We start from the raw sequence: 17,645 nt of genomic DNA, 5'->3' as shown, positions 1-17,645 counted from the left end.
CCTCCCGCTCACGGCGTGACCCGCCAGATGCCCCAGAGCCCGCCGGTGAGCATGGCGTTCGACTGGTCCATGTAGAGGCGATCGCCGGGGACCTCGAACATGCCGCCCGACCTGAAGTAGGGAGTCACCGTCCACGCGGTCATGGGGCCGATGCCGCCGTGCGCGCTCACGGCGAAGCTCTTGCTGTTCCGGCCCTGGTACCGGGATCCCGAGCCTTGCGCCCACGGGTTGTACGCCCACTCCGTGTTCGAGAGCCCGAACGAGTGCTGGCGCCGGTGCCCCGAGGCCTGCAGCACCCGGAAGCGCACGCGGTCATAGCGCCCCGCCGTGAAGATCGGCGTCGCCGGATCGCCGCGCCCCGCCGAGCTGAAGACGCCGCTGACGTCGAGGCCCGGGCGGACGCCGAGAGGCGCGTCCGGCCCCACGCCGAGCCGCGCCCAGATGGGCTCGGCGCGGTAGTTGAACGCCTTGTGGCCAGTGAAGTCGGGATCGGGAGGGCCAGCGACGTTCGCGAGGGTGGCGCCGCAGCCCAGGGCCGGGTTGAGGCAGCGGAAAGCCGCCTGATCCGACTGCAAGGGCACCTCGTCCTGGTAGAGGAGCACGAACTCGCGGAACCAGATCTCGGAGCCGTTCTCGTCCCGGTACTTCACCTGAGCGGCCGCGCGGGAGTCCCGGCTCGGGGTCCAGACGGCGCCCTCCGGCTCGACGATCAGCGCGCCGATCCCGCCATGCATCGGGTGGTTCACCACGTCCGCCATGTCCTTGAGGTTCACGGCGCCGAGCTCGACGGGCTGCCAGCGGACGTCGCCCCGCGCCGTCACGGAGATGTCGCCGGCATACCAGGTGTACGTCCGCTGCTTCCCGCGCTCGACCGTCTGATCGGGGTTCTGGCCCACGTTCGCGCCGTCGCTCGCCGTCACGTCATACGCCACGAGCTGCGGGTGCAGCGAGACGCGGTTCGACGGCTTCACCTGGTTGACGTTGAACCCGTCGACGATGGGAGCGTTGTAGTTCCAGTGAGGCGACTTCGGCGGATCCTCGGGCAGGTCGTTGACGAGCGTGACCTCGACGCACTCGCCGGCCGCCGCGCGCAGGACGAGCGGCTCGGGCGGGCGCGCGCCCGAGCGCAGGGCGGCCAGATCCTCCTCGAGGACGAACAGGATGGCGTTGGGATCGTTGAGCCCGTACGTGGCGTTGTACGTGAGGCGATCGCCCGGCAGGTTGCCCTTCGCGGTGATCGCGTGGACGACATACGCCCTCTTCTGCGCCTCGGGCGGGCACACCTCGACCTCCCGGCGCCTGCCCCTCCTCAGCGACGCGCCCGAGAGCGGCAGGAGATCCGGCTGCCGCTCGCCGTGGACGCGCAGGATGCCCCACCGCCCCTCCCAGAGATCGTCCGTCGGCGCGCCCGCATAGAGGTAGTCCGCGCCGCCCGCCGCGTTCTTCCGGAAGAGGGGCGCCGCGTCGAGCGCGAGATCCGCCTGCTCCGAGACGCCGATGGCCTGCCCGTTGGCGTAGCCGCTGTCGGGATCGGTCGACTCGTTCAGCCACTTCTTCCCGTGCACGGTGAACACGTGCTGCTCCGCCTGCGCGCCCTGGGTGAGGCGGATCAGCGTGCGATCGCCCTCGTACGCGCGGAGCAGCGGCGTCGCGGGATCCCCGTGGACACGCGAGCTGAAGACGTTGTGCATGGCGCCGGCGTCGCCGCTCTTCTGGACGACCGCGCGCGTGCTGCAGTTGCGCTCCGCGATCCGGAGCGGGATCGGCTCGTTCCGGTAATTGATGAGCCCGACGCCCGAGTCACGCCACGAGATCGCGTCGGGGGTGGAGGGACCATGGGTGATGGCCACCGGCAGCGGCGCCGGCGCCTGCGACGACGGGTTCACCGGCCGGCCGCACTCGTCGTAGACGGGGCCGTAATCGGCGATGCTCAGGTTGAACTCGCGGAACGGGCTCCGGGGGTCGCCCGGGGGAAACAGGATGTCGGCGCGGTAGCTCGTCGGCCCGCCGTCGCTGCGATCGCCGAAGAGCGCTCCGGTCTCCGGATCGCGCCAGATCGAGCCGGCCGGCTCGACGACGAGGCCGCCGTAGAGCCCGTGGTGCTGGTGCGATGAGGCCGAGAAGTGATCGTGGGTGAAGGCCGTGCTCAGCGCGCGGTCCTGGCCGGCCTCGCTCATGATCGGATCGGCCCACCAGCGCTGTATCGTGGTCTGCGCCCCGAGCGACGGGCTCGTCATGCGCGGGTGGCGCGTCGGGTCCTCGAGCCGCACGCGCGCCCCGGGCTCGCCGCTCCTGACGCCGGCGGCGAGGGCCCCGCCGAGCGCGTTGGCCGCCTGGATGCGCGCCACCACCTCCTCCATCGCGAGGGCCCCGTCCTCGTAGTTGAAGCCGTTCGCCCCGCCGTCCGAGGAGGTGACGTCGAACTTCACGAGGTGGATGTGCTGGCCGATGACGTCGGTGGGCGTGAAGATCTGGAAGTCGTCCGCCGCGAGCGCCGCCGGGATGAGGTTCGTCGCGTGGAACACAACGCACTCACCGGATTGCGCGCGGATGAACAGCGGCTCCGGCGCCCTCGTGCCGTCGAGGGTGGCCTCGACGTCCTTCTCGAGGACGATCATGCGGGCCTGCGCGTCGTGCCAGCCGGCCCGGTTCACCGGGGCGTTGGTCTGGACGTAGGCCGCGCGGTAGGTGCGCACCGGCGCGCCTGGCGGGCACGGGTCCGCGAAGGGGGCGCCCGCAGCCGGCGGCTGGCCGTTCACGAGAAAGAGCGCCGGCTTGCCGGCCGCCGTGAAGGCGGGGTAGCCCTTGACGGGGAAGCCGTAGCGCTCCGGCGCCAGCACGGCGCCCGGGAACGCGCCCGCGTGGAAGTTGGCGGCCGCCACCTCCGACGGGGTGCCGTCCTTCGGCAAGAGCTGCACGTCGGCCTTGGAGAGCTGCACGTCGAAGAGGCCGCGGCCGCCGGCCGCCGCGCCTCCCGGCGGGACGTTCGCGATGTAGTGGCGCGGGAGCCCGCCGTCGTGCTCCATGTCGCGGGGCGGCTGCGACGGCCGGTGCCCCGCGACCGCGGCGACGTAGAACGGATAACCCGGCATGGGATCGCGCTCCTCGGTCTTGCCGTCGGCCATCCTGACCGACGTCCGCTCGTAGGTCGGCATCGGCGCCAGCGCGACGCCGGGGATCGGCACGACCGCGGGCGTGGGCGTCCCCGCCGCGAGCTCGCCGTCCGGGAGCGAGCGGTCCGGCGTGCCCGCCTCGAAGACATCGTGTGTGCGCCAGAGCCCCCACATGCCCTGCGCGAAATGGGCATACAGGTGGCAGTGGTAGATGGCGTCTCCCACGGAGAGGTTGCGGTTGCCGCCTCCGCCATAGGTGATGTCATACGTGTAGGCGGCCCTCGGGCCGATGGTCTGCGAGTCGATGTACGCGCTCTTCTCGTTGCCCGGCGACCGCAGCCACTGGTGGCCGTGGAGGTGGAAGACGTGCGTCTCGCTGGGGCCGGCGTGGAGGTTCCTGACGCGGACGGGATCCCCGAGGTAACCGTGGGATACGTTCGAGGGGTCGTCCGGATAGAGGGCCTCTGTCGCGTTGCCGGCGTCGTCCCGGTCGATGTTCAGCGCCGGATCCCCGTTGACCCACGAGCTCAGGAAGAACTCCTCGAACTTGCACTCCTCGCAGCGCTTGCTCGGGCCGATCCTCCGCTTGTTGGCGAAGACGGCGCTGCCCAGGCTGGCGGCGCCGTAGTTGATGCCGAAGCCGGTGCGCACGCCGTTGTAGCGCGGGTCCGCCTGGTACTCCGCGATGGGCTGCACGACGCTCAGGATGTCGTGGAAGAGCACCGTGAACTCGCGGAAATAGCCCATGTTCTCGGAGGCAGGGGAGCCGACCTCCGTCTCCTCGCCGAAGCCCGCGATGATGGCGTTGACGTCGCCGTGCACGATCTCGCCGGCGTCGTCGATCATCTTCAGGATCGGCTGACCGGACGCGTCGACCGCGTTGTAGTCGATGCGCGGCGTGCCGTCCGGGTTCGAGGGGTTCTGGGAGGCGGCCGAGAGCTCGGCGGCCGTCACCTGCGAGCGGTAGGCGACCGCGCCCGGCGGCTCGACGGTGACGGCGCCGTACAGCGTCTGGGAGATCCGCCGCCCCGGCCCGGGCTCCGAGCCGACCATGGCGCCGCCGCTGTGCATGAGGAACGTGCCCTCGCGGCCGGCGAAGAGCTCGTACTTGCGCGTCTCGCCCGGCGCGGCCAGCGAGCTCTCGTTCTTCCCGACGTCGCCCGCGAGCGCGTCGATGTTCCGGATCTGGAGCCCGACCACCTGGATCGAGGCGTCACGGGTCGACGCGGAGGTGCTCGGCAGCGCGCCGGTCGCGGGCGTGAGCCAGTTGGTGAACGCGATGGAGAGCCTGTCGCCGGCGTTGACCCGCAGGACGAGGGGCCTCGGGCGCTTGCCCGGCCGCAGCGTCGCGTTGCCAGGACCGATGGGCTTCGACGGATCGGCGGCCACCACGTCCCGGCGGAGCGCGTACACCATGCCCCCAGGGTTGAACGCGCCGAGGCGATCGTAGACGAACATCTGATCGATGGCCACGACGTCCGCGAACACCGTCCTTCCAGACGCGGGTGCATGGAAGTCGTAGCGCACCTCATCCTGGCTCTCCAGGACGCTCTCCTCCTCCGGAGGAGCCCCTTCGGAGCCGGAGCACCCAAGGACAGCCACCATCGTCATGGCCCATCCGGGCCGCCAGGGAAGCCTCATCAGCACGGGGATCTCCTTGCTCCGGGTGGAGCCGAGCAGGAGCGCTCGCGTCGAACGTTTTTCGTAGGAACGCCAGGCACGAGCACGCCGACGGATGCGCGCAATGCAATGCGCGGCCATGCGCCGACCGAAGCCTGGCAGTTGTAATAAAACTCTGTCTCCCGGCCCCCCTCGGGTCAAGAATCTTCGCGATCAGGGGCCCGCCGAGCCGAGAGAACAGGCGGTGTTCCGAACAGACACGCGCGGGACATGCGCTGTCCCCGCGGCGGGCGGAGCTCACCCTTCAGCGGCGGTTCCAGGCGTCAGAAGCCGACACAGACGGGCTCGTCGATACGCAGCACGGATTCCTGGTTGAAGCGAACCTTGTATTCCTTGCGGATCGCGTCGATGGCGTCCGAGGCGACCTGGCCGCCGTCGTGGAGGAGCATGATCAGCCGGCTGTCCTCGCGGATCAGCTTCCCCGTCGTCGCGAGGTACTGGCCGTCGACATCGAACTGGGTCAGCCCGTCCTTGAAGCGCGGGGTGACCGCCGTGTCGACGAACTGCTGCCACTCCGCCTGCGTCACGGGGGGCAGCTCGAACCGGTCCAGGCCGAAGAAGAGCTCGGTCCGCGTCATCGGATCGCCGCGCCCGCAGGCGGCGCCGGCCCGGCCGGGCGTGGGGTGCGCGGCGTCCTTGCGCGCGCCGTGGCACGCCGTGGTCGCGAGGGGCGTCGCGAGGAGCGTCGCGAGGAGCACGGCGAGCAAGGCACGCGGGAGCGTTCGGCTGCGCATGGCGGCGGTCTCCGGGGTGAGGGCGTTCGGGCGCGAGGCGCGCGCCACCGTACCACGGCCCCACGCCGAGGGCGGGCGGACCGGCAGGCCGGTCCGGGGGTCCGACGTCGCGCCGCGGAGGCCGGCCGCAGGCCTAGGTGATGTTGTACGCGAGCAGCGCGATCCCCGCCGCGATCAGGACGATGCCGCCGATCTGAAGCGCCGTCAGCGTCTCGTGCAGGAAGTAGACGGAGAAGACCGAGATGAGCAGAAAGCCGCCCGACGACATGATCGGATAGGCGATCGACAGGTTGATGCGCTTGAGCGCCAGGACGTAGAACAGGATGTTCGACGCGAAGAGCACGAGCCCCAGCACGAGGTGGTAGTTCTTGACGAGCGCGAGGCCCTTCTCGACGAGGGATAACCCCTCCATCGAGGTGACGCGCCGCGACGCCAGCTTCATCAGGATGTTCGCTGTCGCGTTGAAGACGAGGGCGATGATGAGGAAGAGGTAACCTTGAGCCATGGCTGACGTGCGGCGAGCGCGCTCCCCGGGGGAGCTCGCCGTGCCCGGGAGGGCACCGGCGCGGCGCGCAGCAGTAGCAGATCCGGGAGGATGGCGGGAACGACAAAGGGTGGGGCGAGGCCCTCGCGGCGTGGCCCGCGCCTCGCCACGCACCCCCGCTGACGCCCTGCGCGGCCCCTCGGCGCCTCAGGCGGGCGGGGCGCCGCTCTCGTCGCCGAGGAACGCCATCACGGAGGCCACGTCGTACGCGTTCTCCCAGTGCTCCGTGATCAGGCCCCCGCGGAAGCGCCAGACCCCGCAGAACGGCATCGCCAGGCTCGCGCCGCCGAGGTGGGCGCGCAGCACGCCGAACGCGGCGCCGAAGTGATCGTTGGCGAAGATGTGCTGCACGTCCATGAGCAGGGTGCCGCCGGTCATGCGGATCAGCTCGCGCTCGTGGGTGGCGGCGGCCGCCTTGCCGACGACGCGGCCGGCGGCCCTGTCGCGGCAGAGCTCCCGGTGCGCGGTGTGCAGGACCATGTCGTCGGCGACGAACTCCCCGATGCGCGACAGATCGGCGTAGAGGGTGCGCAGCTTCTGGACGTTCGGATGGGCGGCGCTGGTTTGCAGCTGGGTGCTCATGGCATCTCCTTCGTCTGGGCGGACCCCGATTCCGACGCCGATGGACGCCACGTCTTCGCTGCAGCAGCGGCGTCCTCGATGGCGGCCAGCTCGCTCTCGTCGAGCTTCATGTCCGCCGCGCGACAGTTCTCTTCCAGGTGCTTGATGGACGAGGTGCCGGGGATGGCGAGGATGGACGGCGACCTGTGCAGCAGCCAGGCGAGGGCCAGCTGGGCGGGCGTCGCGCCGCGCTCCTTGGCGAGCCCGGAGAGGACGCTGCCAGGCTTGGCGAGGTCGCCGTGTCCCATGGGGAACCACGGAATGAACGCCATGCCGTGCTGCTCGGCGTACCGCAAGGCCTTCTCCCCGGATCGGTCCGCGACGTTGTACAGGTTCTCCACGGCGGCGATCTCGGTGATCTCGCGCGCCTTGGTGAGCTGCTCCACGGTGACCTCGGGCTGCCCGGAGAGGCCGATATGGTGGATCTTGCCCTGCTCCCGGAGCCGCGCGAGCTCGCCGAGCTGATCGGCCAGCGGTACGGCCGGGTCGATGCGGTGGAGCTGATAGAGCTCGATGCGCTCGAGCCCGAGGTTTCGCAGGCTCATCTCCACCTGCTGGCGGAGGTACGCCGGACGCCCGCACGGGACGATGTACGGGCGCCCCTGGACGGTCCAGTCCTCCGGTCCGGAGCGCAGCAGCCCGCCCTTGGTGGTGATCACGAGCCCCGCCGGGTACGGATGGAGGGCGCGGCGGATGATCTGCTCGTTCGTGTCCGGGCCGTAGGCGTCGGCGGTGTCGATGAAGTTCACCCCGAGGTCGACGGCGCGCCGCAGGAGCCGGACGGCCGCGTCCGGGTCGGCCGGCGGCCCCCAGTAGCCCGGCCCGGTCAGGTACATGGCGCCATAGCCCATGCGGTGGACGGGACGGTCGCCGCCGAGCGTGAACCTCAGCGACGGCGTCTTGAGCGATGCGTTGGTCATCAGCCTTCCCTTCCTCTTCTCACACGATTTACATGGCAGAAGCGACAGGACCGCTGTCACGCGGCGGAGGACGAACGCGCTCCGCCCGTGCTCTCGCCGTGATCGTTCACCCAGGAGCCGACGGCCATCTCCGCCGTGATCCCCGGGCCGAACCCCGCGATCACGCCGCGCGCGCCGTCGGGCATCGGCCTGTCCGCGAACAGGCGTCCTAGAGAGTCGAGCACCACCGCGCTCGCGATGTTGCCGTACTCCGTCAGCGTGGCCCTGCTGTACCGGAACGACTCCTGGGGCACCTCCAGGTACTTGCACAGATCGTTGAGGATGCGCGGACCGCCCGCGTGGACGATGTAGAAGTCGAGGTTGCCCACGTCCCAGCCGTGGCTCGAGATGAGCCGGCGCATCACGGGAGCGAGGGGCTTCATAGTCCCGGGAACCCGCTTGTCGAGCCGGAAGTGAAACCCGGTGTCCTTAACGGCGTACGAGATCCACTCCTCGGTGTCCGGGATGAGATAAGCCTCGTTCCGCTCCAGCCGGATGCCTGTGCCTCCGCTGCCCCGGACGACGACCGCGCCCACCGCGTCCCCGAAGAGGCCGTCGGACAGGAGCGATCCGACGTCATCGTCCGTCGGCTGGTAGCAGAGGGAGCAGAACTCGCAGGCCACGATGAGCACGTTGGCCTTCATGTGCGCAGCGCAGAAGTCGTGCGCGCGGCTGATCGCCGCCGCCCCGGCCGCGCAGCCGAGCTGCGCCATGGGTATCTGGCGCGTGTCGTGCCGGAAGCCCATGGCGTTGATCAGATAGGCCGTCATAGACGGCATCATGAAGCCGGTGCACGAGACGAAGATGATGGCGTCGATGTCCCGCGCCGTGAGCTCGGCGTTCTCCAGCGCCTGCCGTATCACCGGCGGCACCCGTCGCTTGGCCTCCCGTTCGTAAATTCTATTTCGGATCTCGAAACCAGGGTGAGCGAGCGCCTGCTCCAGAGGCTGCACGATGTGGCGCTTCTGCACCCCGGTGCCGTTGATGAGCCGCAGCACGAGCTTCAGCTGCGGGTTTCTCGCGTGCAGCCGCTCCGCCAACTTCAGCGTATCTTCCCGCGTGACGATGAACTCCGGAACCGCGACCTCCGGCCTGCACAGTGTGGCCATACTTCCCCCCTACACATGATGAACTCGGAACGTCCGGCGTCGGCCGAGCCGCGGCGAACGGCGCCATGGAGCGGCACACGGAAGCAAGGACGTCGCGTCGATCTACCGCGTCGCCGGCTCTACAAAGCCCGGAATCCCCTCCGGACGCCCATGGCGCCGCAGCGTCGGGCCGCCAACGATTCCATCGAGTACCGCGGGAAACACACATCGTCAATGGAAGGCGTGCGATTCCTAACAAGCTCTGTCCAACCAGCGAACATCCGACTCGCCATCCGTGCTCGACGTCGATTGTTCCTCATCCGCGCACGCGTGCGTCCGGGCTCCCCGGCGGAGCGCAGCGCGGGCGGCCGCGCCCCGCGCCCCGCGCCGCGAGCGCGCCAGGCGCACCCGGGTCTGCCCCGGGCAAGCCACCTCTCGCGCTCGCAGCGCACCGCGGACGGCGCCCCCCGCGGGCGGAGCGTTGGCGCGCAAGTTCAGAGTTGCAGTCTCGCGGGAGCGCCCCCTCGGCGTCGACAGGCGTTTTCCATGTCAGGCGTGGAACGCGCGGTCATCGTGCGCCAGCCCGGTGTGTCGAGTGGCCCAGATCGCTCGCGGCGGCACGAGACCTCGTCAGGCCACGCGAGGATGCCTGAGCAGCGTGGGCGGCGGGGGGCGCCGTGCATCGCCGGCGGCGCGCGAACATGGGTGTTCGCGCGCGAACGACCGATGAAGTGATGCCCTTCATCGGAGCCCTGCTATCGTGGGGTCAGGGGCCGTTGTGGTCCGCCTCCACACTGCCCCGGCAGGTGCCATTCCTGCTTTTACCGTCAACTTCGCCTCGCGACGTAAATCCACCGATGCCTGCCGCTGCGACGAGCGGCATGAGCTCGAGATGAACAGCACCTCTCGCGCGGGAACGAAGGACGAAGGCGAGAAAACCGTTAAACGACGACGGGGATCCACCGTGAGCGCGCACAACATGACATCGCTGCATACGGACAGCACGACGAGCACGACGACGCCCGCATCGGCCGAAAACAACGAAAGCCACGCGATCGATAGGCCATCGCTCCGGAGCGCGGCGCCTCCGGAGCGCGAGCCGGCGCTGCACCGGACGCCCGAGGACGGCCAGGGACGAGGCGCCGACACCCAGATGACCGCGAGCCTCTTCTCGGCGTCGACATCGAAGACGCCGGGAGAGATCGACTCGGCGATGAAGATCCTGGCCAAGTCGGTCGCGCGGGAGCTGAGCAAGCATGGATATGGTCCTCGGGAGGCGATCGTCCTCTCGACGGAGCTCGTGCGGCTCATCTCTGCCGAGCTCGAGCACCGCAGGAAAATGCACCAGGCCTCGCTGCCGAACGGCGCCGGCCAGGAGCGCCTGTCGTAGGCGAGCTCACCCGCATGGCGAGCGAGCGCGGGACCGCGCACAGGCGGGTCGAACCGGTAGCGGCTCGGTCCCTCAGCCCGGTGCCCCGCCGAGGTCTTCGAGGCCGGGGCGCGCGCCCCGGCCCGAACGTGGCTCGAACGTGGCCCGAACGTGGCCCGAACGTGGCCCGAACGTGGAATGAGCGCCGCCCGCGCCTTGTGGGATCACGGCCGCTCGGATAGGCTCCCGCCCGCTCAGCGCCCCGGCGCGAGGAGGATGGATCCGGATGATCCGGCGAGAAGGAGCCTGCCAAGTGCAATTGCCTGTTTCGGGTGTCGCAGAGGTGAGCGCGAAGGGGCGCGCCGAGGTCCCCCCTCCCCGCGCTGTCCGGGCCGCTTTCGCCGGGCGCGGCCTGGCCGCGCTGGTCGCGTCTGCGCTCCTCGCCGGGTGCGGCTACACCGAGTTCGAATGGCAAGCTCAGCTCGACCGGTCCGAGCGCCTCCAGCGCGAGCTCGTGGCCAGCCAGGCGCGCGTCCGCCAGCTGGAAGAGCAGGGCCCGCGCGGCGGCGCCGCGGCCGATCCACACTGGGCGAACGATCCGATCTCGGGCCTCGACGTCGGGCTGGGCGCGACGCCGCGCGGCGAGCCGGCCGGGGCCCGCCCGGCCTCGGAGCGCGACAGCGACGTCCTCAGGGCGTTCCTGCCGGTCGCCGCCGGAGACGTCACGGTCGCGCCGCGCGACGGCCGCGTGGTCATCTCGATCCCGAGCCGGGTCCTGTTCAAGGGGAACCGCGACGCGCTCTCCCCGGCGGGGGAGAAGGTGCTGAGGGACATCGCCGCGATCATCCGCAGCAACGAGCCGCTCAAGGGCCTCGGCTACCAGGTCGTCGGCCACACGGCGAGCGGCACGCCTGGCGTGGCGTGGCGCAACGGCTGGGACGTGACGGTCGCCCAGGCGCGCGCCGTGCTGCTCTTCCTGGCGCAGCCCAAGGAGGCCGGCGTGCCCCTCGCACGGCTCAGCCTGGCGAGCTTCGCCGATCTGCCGCCTGCCGACGCGGGCGGCGGCGCCCCGGCGCAACCGCAGGAGCCGCGCGTGGAGATCGTGATCGAGGGGACAGCTCAGCTCCCGGAGGGCCCCGCGCGACCGGCTGGCGCAGCACCGGCTGGCGCGGCACCGGCTGGCGCGGCACCGGCTGGCGCGGCACCGGCTGGCGCAGCACCGGCTGGCGCGGCACCGGCTGGCGCGGCACCGGCTGGCGAGCCTCGTCCGGGCGGTGCGGCCCGCCCGGCTGGCGAGACCCGGCCGGGAGCCGGCACGAAGGGCGGGGACGATACGTACCCGTGAGACGACGCGAGGGCTGCCGCGACCGTCCGGCCGCGGCGAGCCTGTCATGCGCCGTGCAGCTCCTCGACCTTTAGCCTGAGCGCCTCGGCGTCCCCGAGCTCGCCCAGCAAAGCGCGCACCGCCTCGGGCGCGGCGACCGCCACGGCGTCGCGGACCTGCGCCCGCAGCCGCCGGCCGCCCGCGACGAGGTAGGCCGCCGCGAGCGCCGCGGCCACCTCCCCGTCGGCACCTCCGCGCTGGAGGAGCGACGCGGCCAGCGCGCAGAGCGCCTCGATCGCCTTGGCGACCTGGGCGCCGTAGATGGGGTGGGCCGAGTCGACGCCCTGGTCATGGCACGCCGCGAGGCACAGGGCCGTGCTGGAGATCCGGCCCAGATCGGTCGAGTCGCCGCGCTCCCAGAGCCCGGACGCGAGCTGCTCCTCGAAGAGGCGCCCCAGGCTGTCCCCTTGGGACGGGCTCCCCTTAGGCACGACGCTCGGCGCCGGCGCGGCGGCCGGGGCCGGGGCCGGGGCCGGCGGAGGCACGTGGTACGGCGACGCGGGGCCGCCCGGCGCGGCGGCGGCCGGGGGCGCGACGGCGCCCGCCGCCAGGTCGGCCGAGCCGCGCGCGGCCGCGGCCCCTGCGCTCGGCTGGAAGAGCTGCTTGGCGCGCGCCAGCAGACCGCCCGCGGCCGGCGCCGACCTGGGCGGGGCGGCGGCCGCCGCGGGAGCGGGCGCGGCGATCCTGGACCTCATCACGACGGGGCTGCCCCCCTTCGGGCCGCCCCCGCCCATCGACATCGCGGCGTACACGGCGGCCGGAGCCGCCGGGCCGCGGTGGCTCGACATCCCCCACCCCGCCGGCGCGCTCACCGGCACGGGCCGCGCCTCGGGTTGCCCGTGGGCGCGCCGGTCGCCCGTCCGCCGCTCGATCACCACGAACGACGCGTGCTTCGACGCCACCCGGTGCCGGACCGCGAGGTCCACGATGCGCTTTCGCATCGCCTCGGCGCGCTTGCCGGACAGCCCGCGCTCCGACTCCTCGAGCTCCCGCACCCGCGCGCCCGCCCACAGCGCCTCGAGGCCGGGCCGCGACGCCTCCGCCGCGAGCTCGACCGGCACCTCGAGGTGGAAGCGCTCCCCGCGCAGGGTCCCGCGGAGCGAGAGCCGCCCCATCCCCGGCTGACCGTAGCGGCCGTAGAGCACCCACGGCTCGCCGTCGACGAGCGCGGGGCGCTCGGCCGGCGCGAGCTCGCCGACGTCGATCCCCTCGAAGCGCGCCTCGAGCCCGGTGACCCGGACCGCCGTCGCCCGCGCGAACTGGGCCGTGACCTTCTCGTCGATGCGCTCGCCCGGGTGGATGAACTCCGCTGCGCCCTCCGTCCGGCGCGCGAGATCGCTCACCAGCACGTCGCTCACGTTCGTGCCGATGCCGAACGAGTAGATCCGCACCCCCTTGCCCCGCTGGACGACGCGATCGACGATCTGCGCCTCGTTGCTCACCTGACCGTCCGTCAGCAGCACGACCACGCGGTCTCGCTCCGCGTCGCCGAGCATGCCCACGGCCGCGAGCAGCGGATTCAGCATCTCCGTCCCGCCGTCCGCGCGCAGGCCCTCGACGAACGCGTCCGCGGCCTTCAGGGTCGCCTGCGTGAACGGGGCGAGCGACGGATCGAGCGCCCGGAAATCGCTGGAGAACGCGATCACGCCGAGCCGATCCCCCTCGGCGAGGTGGCGGAGGCACAGCCGGAGCGCGCGCTTCGCCTGGTCGAGCGACTCGCCCTGCATCGATCCCGACACGTCGACGACGAACACGACGTCGCGCCGGGAGGACGCCCGCTTCGCGTGTGCATGCGTGTCGAAGAGGTCCGGCACCACGGTGAGGGCGAAGGTCCCCTCCTGGCCTTTGGTCCTGTCGCACACAACGCCTGCCTGCACGCCCGGCGCGCCCGCCGCGAGCAGCACGATGTCCCGATCGAGCGCGGCCTTGTCGTTCCGGAGCGAGACCCGCTGGCGATACCCCTCTTCGCGGCGCACCGAGAGCGCGTGCGAGGGGCTCTCGATCGCGACGTCGCGCCCGAGATCGAAGACGATATCCACGGTGATCCCGTAGTCGACCCGCGCGATCCCGGGGGAGATGCGGTCGGCGTCGGGCACGTCGCCCGTGGGCTCCTGGACGCCGTGCGCGGTCCGGTCGCCCCCGGTCGCGCCGGGGATGTAGCGGGGCGCGACGAGGGTCGGGATCATGAGCCGCAGCGCCCCCTCGTCGGCCGTGAGCGCCTGCACGAACGTGACCTCGACGACCGTCTCCTCCCCCGGCAGGAGGTTGCCGACGCTCGCCGTGAACACGTTGCGCCGCTCCTCGTCGAGCAGCGCCGCGCCGTGGCCGGTGGCGATGGCCTCGTCGTAGGCCTGGAACGCCTCTTCGCGCTCCTTGACCTCCCCCTCGAGCCTGCGGCCGGCGCACTCCATGGCGAAGCCGGCGATGCTCGCCTCGCCCGGGAGCGGGAAGGTGTAGATCGCCTCGATCGGCCGGCGCTCCTCGTTCCGGTAGCGCTGCCGCACGACGAGCCGCGCCGCGCCGCCGAGGACCTCGCCCGAGAGGGAGACGCCGAGCAGCGGGACCGGGTGGCCCTCGGAGGTGCGAAGACACGACATCGGCGACGGGTGCGAAGGATCGTGGGAGGGGTTCATCGCGAGCCTTTCGGGGCAAGGGTTGTGTAACGAGACTCGATATCGAGGGCGATGCGCCGCGAGCTCTCCGGGGCGTCGGTCCGCACGTGGAGCTCCACCCCGTCGGCGATCTCGACCCGCTCCCAGCGCGCGCCGCGCGGGGCGCCGGCGCGCGGGCTCGACGCGGCGGCCTCCTCCGGGGCGGCGCAGCGCACCTCGAGATCGCCCGGCGGCGCCCCCGCGGCGATGCGCTCGATCTCGTCGAGGCCCGCGGCCGAGAGGCGCGCCTGGATCTCCTCCAGCGGCAAGTGCGCCTGCTGGAGGACCCTGATGGCGCGGAGCCGCGCGAGGTGCTCTCGCCCGTAGGAGGTGTCCTTCCCGCGGAACTCCGGCGCCGGAAGCAGGCCGCGCTGCACGTAATACCGCACCGTGCGCGGCGCCACCCCCGCCTCGCCCGCGAGCTCGTCGAGCTTGTACGTCATCACGAGGTGTATCGTGCATCGAGACACTACAACTGTCAAGTATACAGCTTCAGTTCGCCTGCGCCCCCTGCATCTTCAGCAGAAAATTGAACAGGGAGGCGGGGAGATCTGGGATTTTACTCCTCGTCTCCTCGTCTCCCTGTGAATTTTCCCGAACAAATTCGAGGAGATGCTTCAGAGCAGGTACTTGACCGCGAATCCGAACTCGATGAACCCGAGCCCAGCCGGGTCCGAGACGACATCGTCCTTCTTGCTCCAGAGGAACTTGTAGCGATAGCAGGTGCCGTCGCACCCCTCCTGATCCTTCTTCTTGAAGGGCGCCGAAAGGCGCAGGGAAGCGCCGCCGGAGACGACGAGGTGCTTCGAGAGGGCGGGCACGCCGACCATCGCCTCGATCCGAGGGGTCACCGCGTTCAGGAGGACACGGCCCGAATCCTCGTACTCGACCGCCTCCGAGCGCCGGAGCGCGAGCTCGCTCAGCGGGGCGAGGAGGTCGATGAAGGAGGGTTGGAGGGCGAAATAATAGGCATCCGTATAACGCACGACGCCGCGCAGGTTGAGGGTGTTCGCCGACGGCACGATCCTCGGCGATCCGCCCTCGCCGTCGATGTAGCTCGGGCTCCACGACACGCGCAGCGCCATGTCGGGCCTGTAGAAGGCGTGACCCCACGGGCGATCCATGCCGCCCCCCGTGCCCAGCTCCCGGAGCACCTCGACGGACGCCTCCCGGAACGCGGCCCGGTCGGCGTCCGAAGGAATCTTGTCGTCGACCGTCGCGAGGACGTAGACGATGACCGCCTCGGCGAAGCGCCGGTAGATCTCGACCTGATCCCCCTCGCCTCCGGGCCGCGAGGAGAAGAACGTCCTGATCGCGCGGCTCGCGGCCTCCCCGTGCTCGCCCTGGCTGGCGAGCCGGATCGCCGGCCAGAGGTCCGCCTGGAGGTCGCCGATCTTCGTCAGCGCCGAGGACTGTCGCTCGATCTGGGCGCAGACCTGGCCGATCAGGTCCTTGTCACAGAGATCGCGGAGCGCGCCGCCGGCGGCGCCGATGACGTTCACGAAGCTCACGATATCGAGGTTGTTCGCGCCGCCCCGCGTGCCGATGTTCCACTGGACCCGGAGGCGCTCGAGGTTGCTCAACCTCGAGCGCAGCTCCCGGGCACGAGCGGCTGCATCTGCCTCGGCGGCGGCGGACGCGGCGGACGCGACGGGTGCGGCGGACAAGAGGACAGGGAGGATCTCGTCGAGCTTCTTGCCGCCGCGCAGGACGTCTCTCGTGACCAGGACCGCCTCGTCCAGGAGTCTTCTCCTCACGGCGTCGTCCGTCACCTCGAGGGCCTTCGCGGCGGTCGCCCCGACCACGACGGCGGCTGCCCTGATGAAGTGCTCCTCCGCCAGGGCGTCTTTCCTCTGGAGAATGGCGCGAACGGCGAACGCGAGCTCACAGGCGTAGCTGGTCCCTGACGCTGCGCTCGCGCCGCAGTCCTCCTCGAGCGGCGACTGCGCCCCAGCGCCGGTGACGCCGACGGCGAGATCTTCCTTGAGGACGGAGACACAGAGGTTCAGCGACCGCGGGTCGAGCCTGGTCCACGTCAGCTTGCTGGGCGCCGCGCGCTCGGCGCGAGCGTCGTCGGCGCTCGCGAACTTGTGCAGGAGCTCGATGCTCTGCGTACCCTGCGGCCTTTTTATCTGGCCCTCGTTCGACGTCAGCCCGACATAGACCATGTGCCCCGCGAAGCCTGCGACCTCGTCCGTGACGCTCGTCCGGATCGCGCTGAACTGCCGCCGGAAGACCCGCTGGAGCGTGAGGGGGAAATAGGTGAGGATCGGGAACCCCCTCCTCAGGATGGGCCTTAGCTCGTCGCGCCGCTTCTCGAGCGCGTCCTTCTCCGGGCCCGCCGCCGCGTCTTCGAGCTTGTCGACGATCCCTGCGTATTCTTGCAGGTGGTGATCCGCGCTCGCCAGGCGCGCCGTCTGGCACACCAGGTTGGGGGCGACCGCCTCGGCGACCTCCCGCTGGATCAGATCCTCGATGACGTCCCTCACGTCCTCGTAGACCGCGTCAGCGACCTGCGCGCGCGCCGTTCCCGCAAAGCCGGTCACCGCCATCGCAGCGGCCGCGCACGAGATCGCGATCTTCCGGTGATGTCTCGCCATGGCGCTACAGCTTCCCGAGCGACGCCCGCACGTGCTGGATGAACACCTTGATCTTCGGTATCTCCGACAGCGCCCCCGGGACGCTGAGCCGCACGGGCCGCTCCTGCCCGACCACGTCGGGCAGGACCGGCACGAGCGCGTCCGGCCCCACGTCCGGGTCGGGCACGAGCGCGTCGGGGACGAGGCCGATGCCCAGGCCGGAGATGCAGCAGTGCCGGATGAAGTGGATGTCCGTCGCGATGAGGGCCGGCTCCACGGTGAAGGGCGCGCCCCGCCATGTCCGCCAGGTGCGCGCGTCCTCGCCCGGGGCCTGCCACGCGAACAGCTCATGGTGCTTCAGATCGTCGATCGTCTGTGGCGTGCCGCGCCGCTCCAGGTACGCGCGGCTGGCGATGAGCCACTCGCGGACGCGCAGGACGACGTGAGATATCCAGTGTCCGCTCGGCGCGTCCTCGCCGAAGTGGACAGCGATGTCGATGTCCGTGAGCGCCTCCCCGAGCGGATCGTTGCTGAAGCGGCAGTGGACGTGGAGCCTCGGATACGCGCTGCGAACGGCGGCGAAGAGCGGCGTCATCATGTGCGGCGGCAGCCCCACGGGCAGGATGACCCGCAGGGTGCCCGAGGGCGCGTCGCCCACCTCCCGGATCGAGGCCAGGAGCGCGGCGGCCTCCTGCACCATGCCGCGCCCCTTCCGGGCGAGCACCTGCCCGGCCTCGGTCGGCACGACGCCGTTCCGCACGCTCTCGAGCAGGAGGACGCCGGCGCGCGCCTCCAGCGACGCGACCTGACGCCGCAGCGTCGTGCGCGACGAGCCGAGCGCGCGCGCCGCGCCAAGGAAGGAGCCGGCCTCGACCACGGCGAGGAAGGCGCGAAGCTCTTCGAGATCCATACACCCTGCCACT

12 protein-coding genes are annotated in these 17,645 nt (G+C 71.2%); 2 read left to right on the top strand and 10 right to left on the bottom strand.

Annotation, left to right across the window (positions count from 1 at the left end; genetic code table 11):
- Positions 1–8: 8 nt before the first annotated feature.
- The 6 genes from WME82_RS11845 to WME82_RS11820 form a co-directional block, all read right to left on the bottom strand.
- Positions 9–4,724, bottom strand: a complete 4,716-nt coding sequence (locus WME82_RS11845; RefSeq protein WP_438042921.1) for a copper oxidase — start codon at positions 4,722–4,724, stop codon at positions 9–11.
- 332 nt (positions 4,725–5,056) lie between these two features.
- Positions 5,057–5,527: a DUF3574 domain-containing protein gene (locus tag WME82_RS11840; protein WP_438042920.1), complete on the bottom strand. Its 471-nt coding sequence runs from the start codon at positions 5,525–5,527 to the stop codon at positions 5,057–5,059.
- A gap of 133 nt (positions 5,528–5,660) precedes the next feature.
- Positions 5,661–6,032, bottom strand: a complete 372-nt coding sequence (locus WME82_RS11835) for a DMT family transporter (RefSeq protein ID WP_437745551.1) — start codon at positions 6,030–6,032, stop codon at positions 5,661–5,663.
- A gap of 186 nt (positions 6,033–6,218) precedes the next feature.
- A complete protein-coding gene (locus WME82_RS11830; RefSeq protein WP_437551918.1) occupies positions 6,219–6,653 on the bottom strand; it encodes a nuclear transport factor 2 family protein in 435 nt (144 codons plus the stop codon).
- Positions 6,650–7,612 carry an aldo/keto reductase gene (locus WME82_RS11825; RefSeq protein ID WP_438042919.1) on the bottom strand — a complete coding sequence of 321 codons (963 nt, stop codon included), beginning with the start codon at positions 7,610–7,612 and terminating at the stop codon, positions 6,650–6,652. Before WME82_RS11825 ends, WME82_RS11830 begins: the two co-directional genes overlap by 4 nt.
- Positions 7,613–7,668: 56 nt before the next feature.
- Positions 7,669–8,760, bottom strand: coding sequence for a type III polyketide synthase (locus WME82_RS11820; RefSeq protein WP_438042918.1), 1,092 nt, complete (start codon positions 8,758–8,760; stop codon positions 7,669–7,671).
- A gap of 871 nt (positions 8,761–9,631) precedes the next feature.
- Between WME82_RS11820 and WME82_RS11815 the strand changes: the two genes are divergently transcribed.
- Both WME82_RS11815 and WME82_RS11810 read left to right on the top strand, forming a co-directional pair.
- A complete protein-coding gene (locus WME82_RS11815) occupies positions 9,632–10,129 on the top strand; it encodes a hypothetical protein (protein ID WP_438042917.1) in 498 nt (165 codons plus the stop codon).
- A gap of 292 nt (positions 10,130–10,421) precedes the next feature.
- Positions 10,422–11,453, top strand: a complete 1,032-nt coding sequence (locus tag WME82_RS11810) for an OmpA/MotB family protein (protein WP_438042916.1) — start codon at positions 10,422–10,424, stop codon at positions 11,451–11,453.
- A gap of 44 nt (positions 11,454–11,497) precedes the next feature.
- Here the strand turns inward: WME82_RS11810 and WME82_RS11805 are convergent, their stop codons facing one another.
- From WME82_RS11805 to WME82_RS11790, 4 genes are all read right to left on the bottom strand, one after another.
- Positions 11,498–14,125, bottom strand: a complete 2,628-nt coding sequence (locus WME82_RS11805; RefSeq protein WP_438042915.1) for a VIT and vWA domain-containing protein — start codon at positions 14,123–14,125, stop codon at positions 11,498–11,500.
- Entirely contained in the window at positions 14,122–14,586 is a 465-nt protein-coding gene (locus WME82_RS11800) for a helix-turn-helix domain-containing protein (protein WP_438044878.1), read from the bottom strand. Before WME82_RS11800 ends, WME82_RS11805 begins: the two co-directional genes overlap by 4 nt.
- Positions 14,587–14,760: 174 nt before the next feature.
- The gene (locus tag WME82_RS11795; protein ID WP_438042914.1) at positions 14,761–16,743 is read right to left on the bottom strand and encodes a hypothetical protein; all 1,983 of its coding nucleotides are present in this window, start codon (positions 16,741–16,743) and stop codon (positions 14,761–14,763) included.
- A 4-nt stretch (positions 16,744–16,747) separates the two neighbouring features.
- Positions 16,748–17,632, bottom strand: a complete 885-nt coding sequence (locus tag WME82_RS11790; protein ID WP_437745543.1) for a LysR family transcriptional regulator — start codon at positions 17,630–17,632, stop codon at positions 16,748–16,750.
- Positions 17,633–17,645 lie beyond the last annotated feature (13 nt).

Source organism: Sorangium sp. So ce128, assembly GCF_051525245.1.
In the GTDB taxonomy this organism is placed as follows: Bacteria; Myxococcota_A; Polyangia; order Polyangiales; family Polyangiaceae; genus Sorangium; species Sorangium cellulosum_B.
The sequence above is the reverse complement of the archived record's forward strand: the minus strand, read 5'-3'. Positions and strand labels throughout refer to the sequence as shown.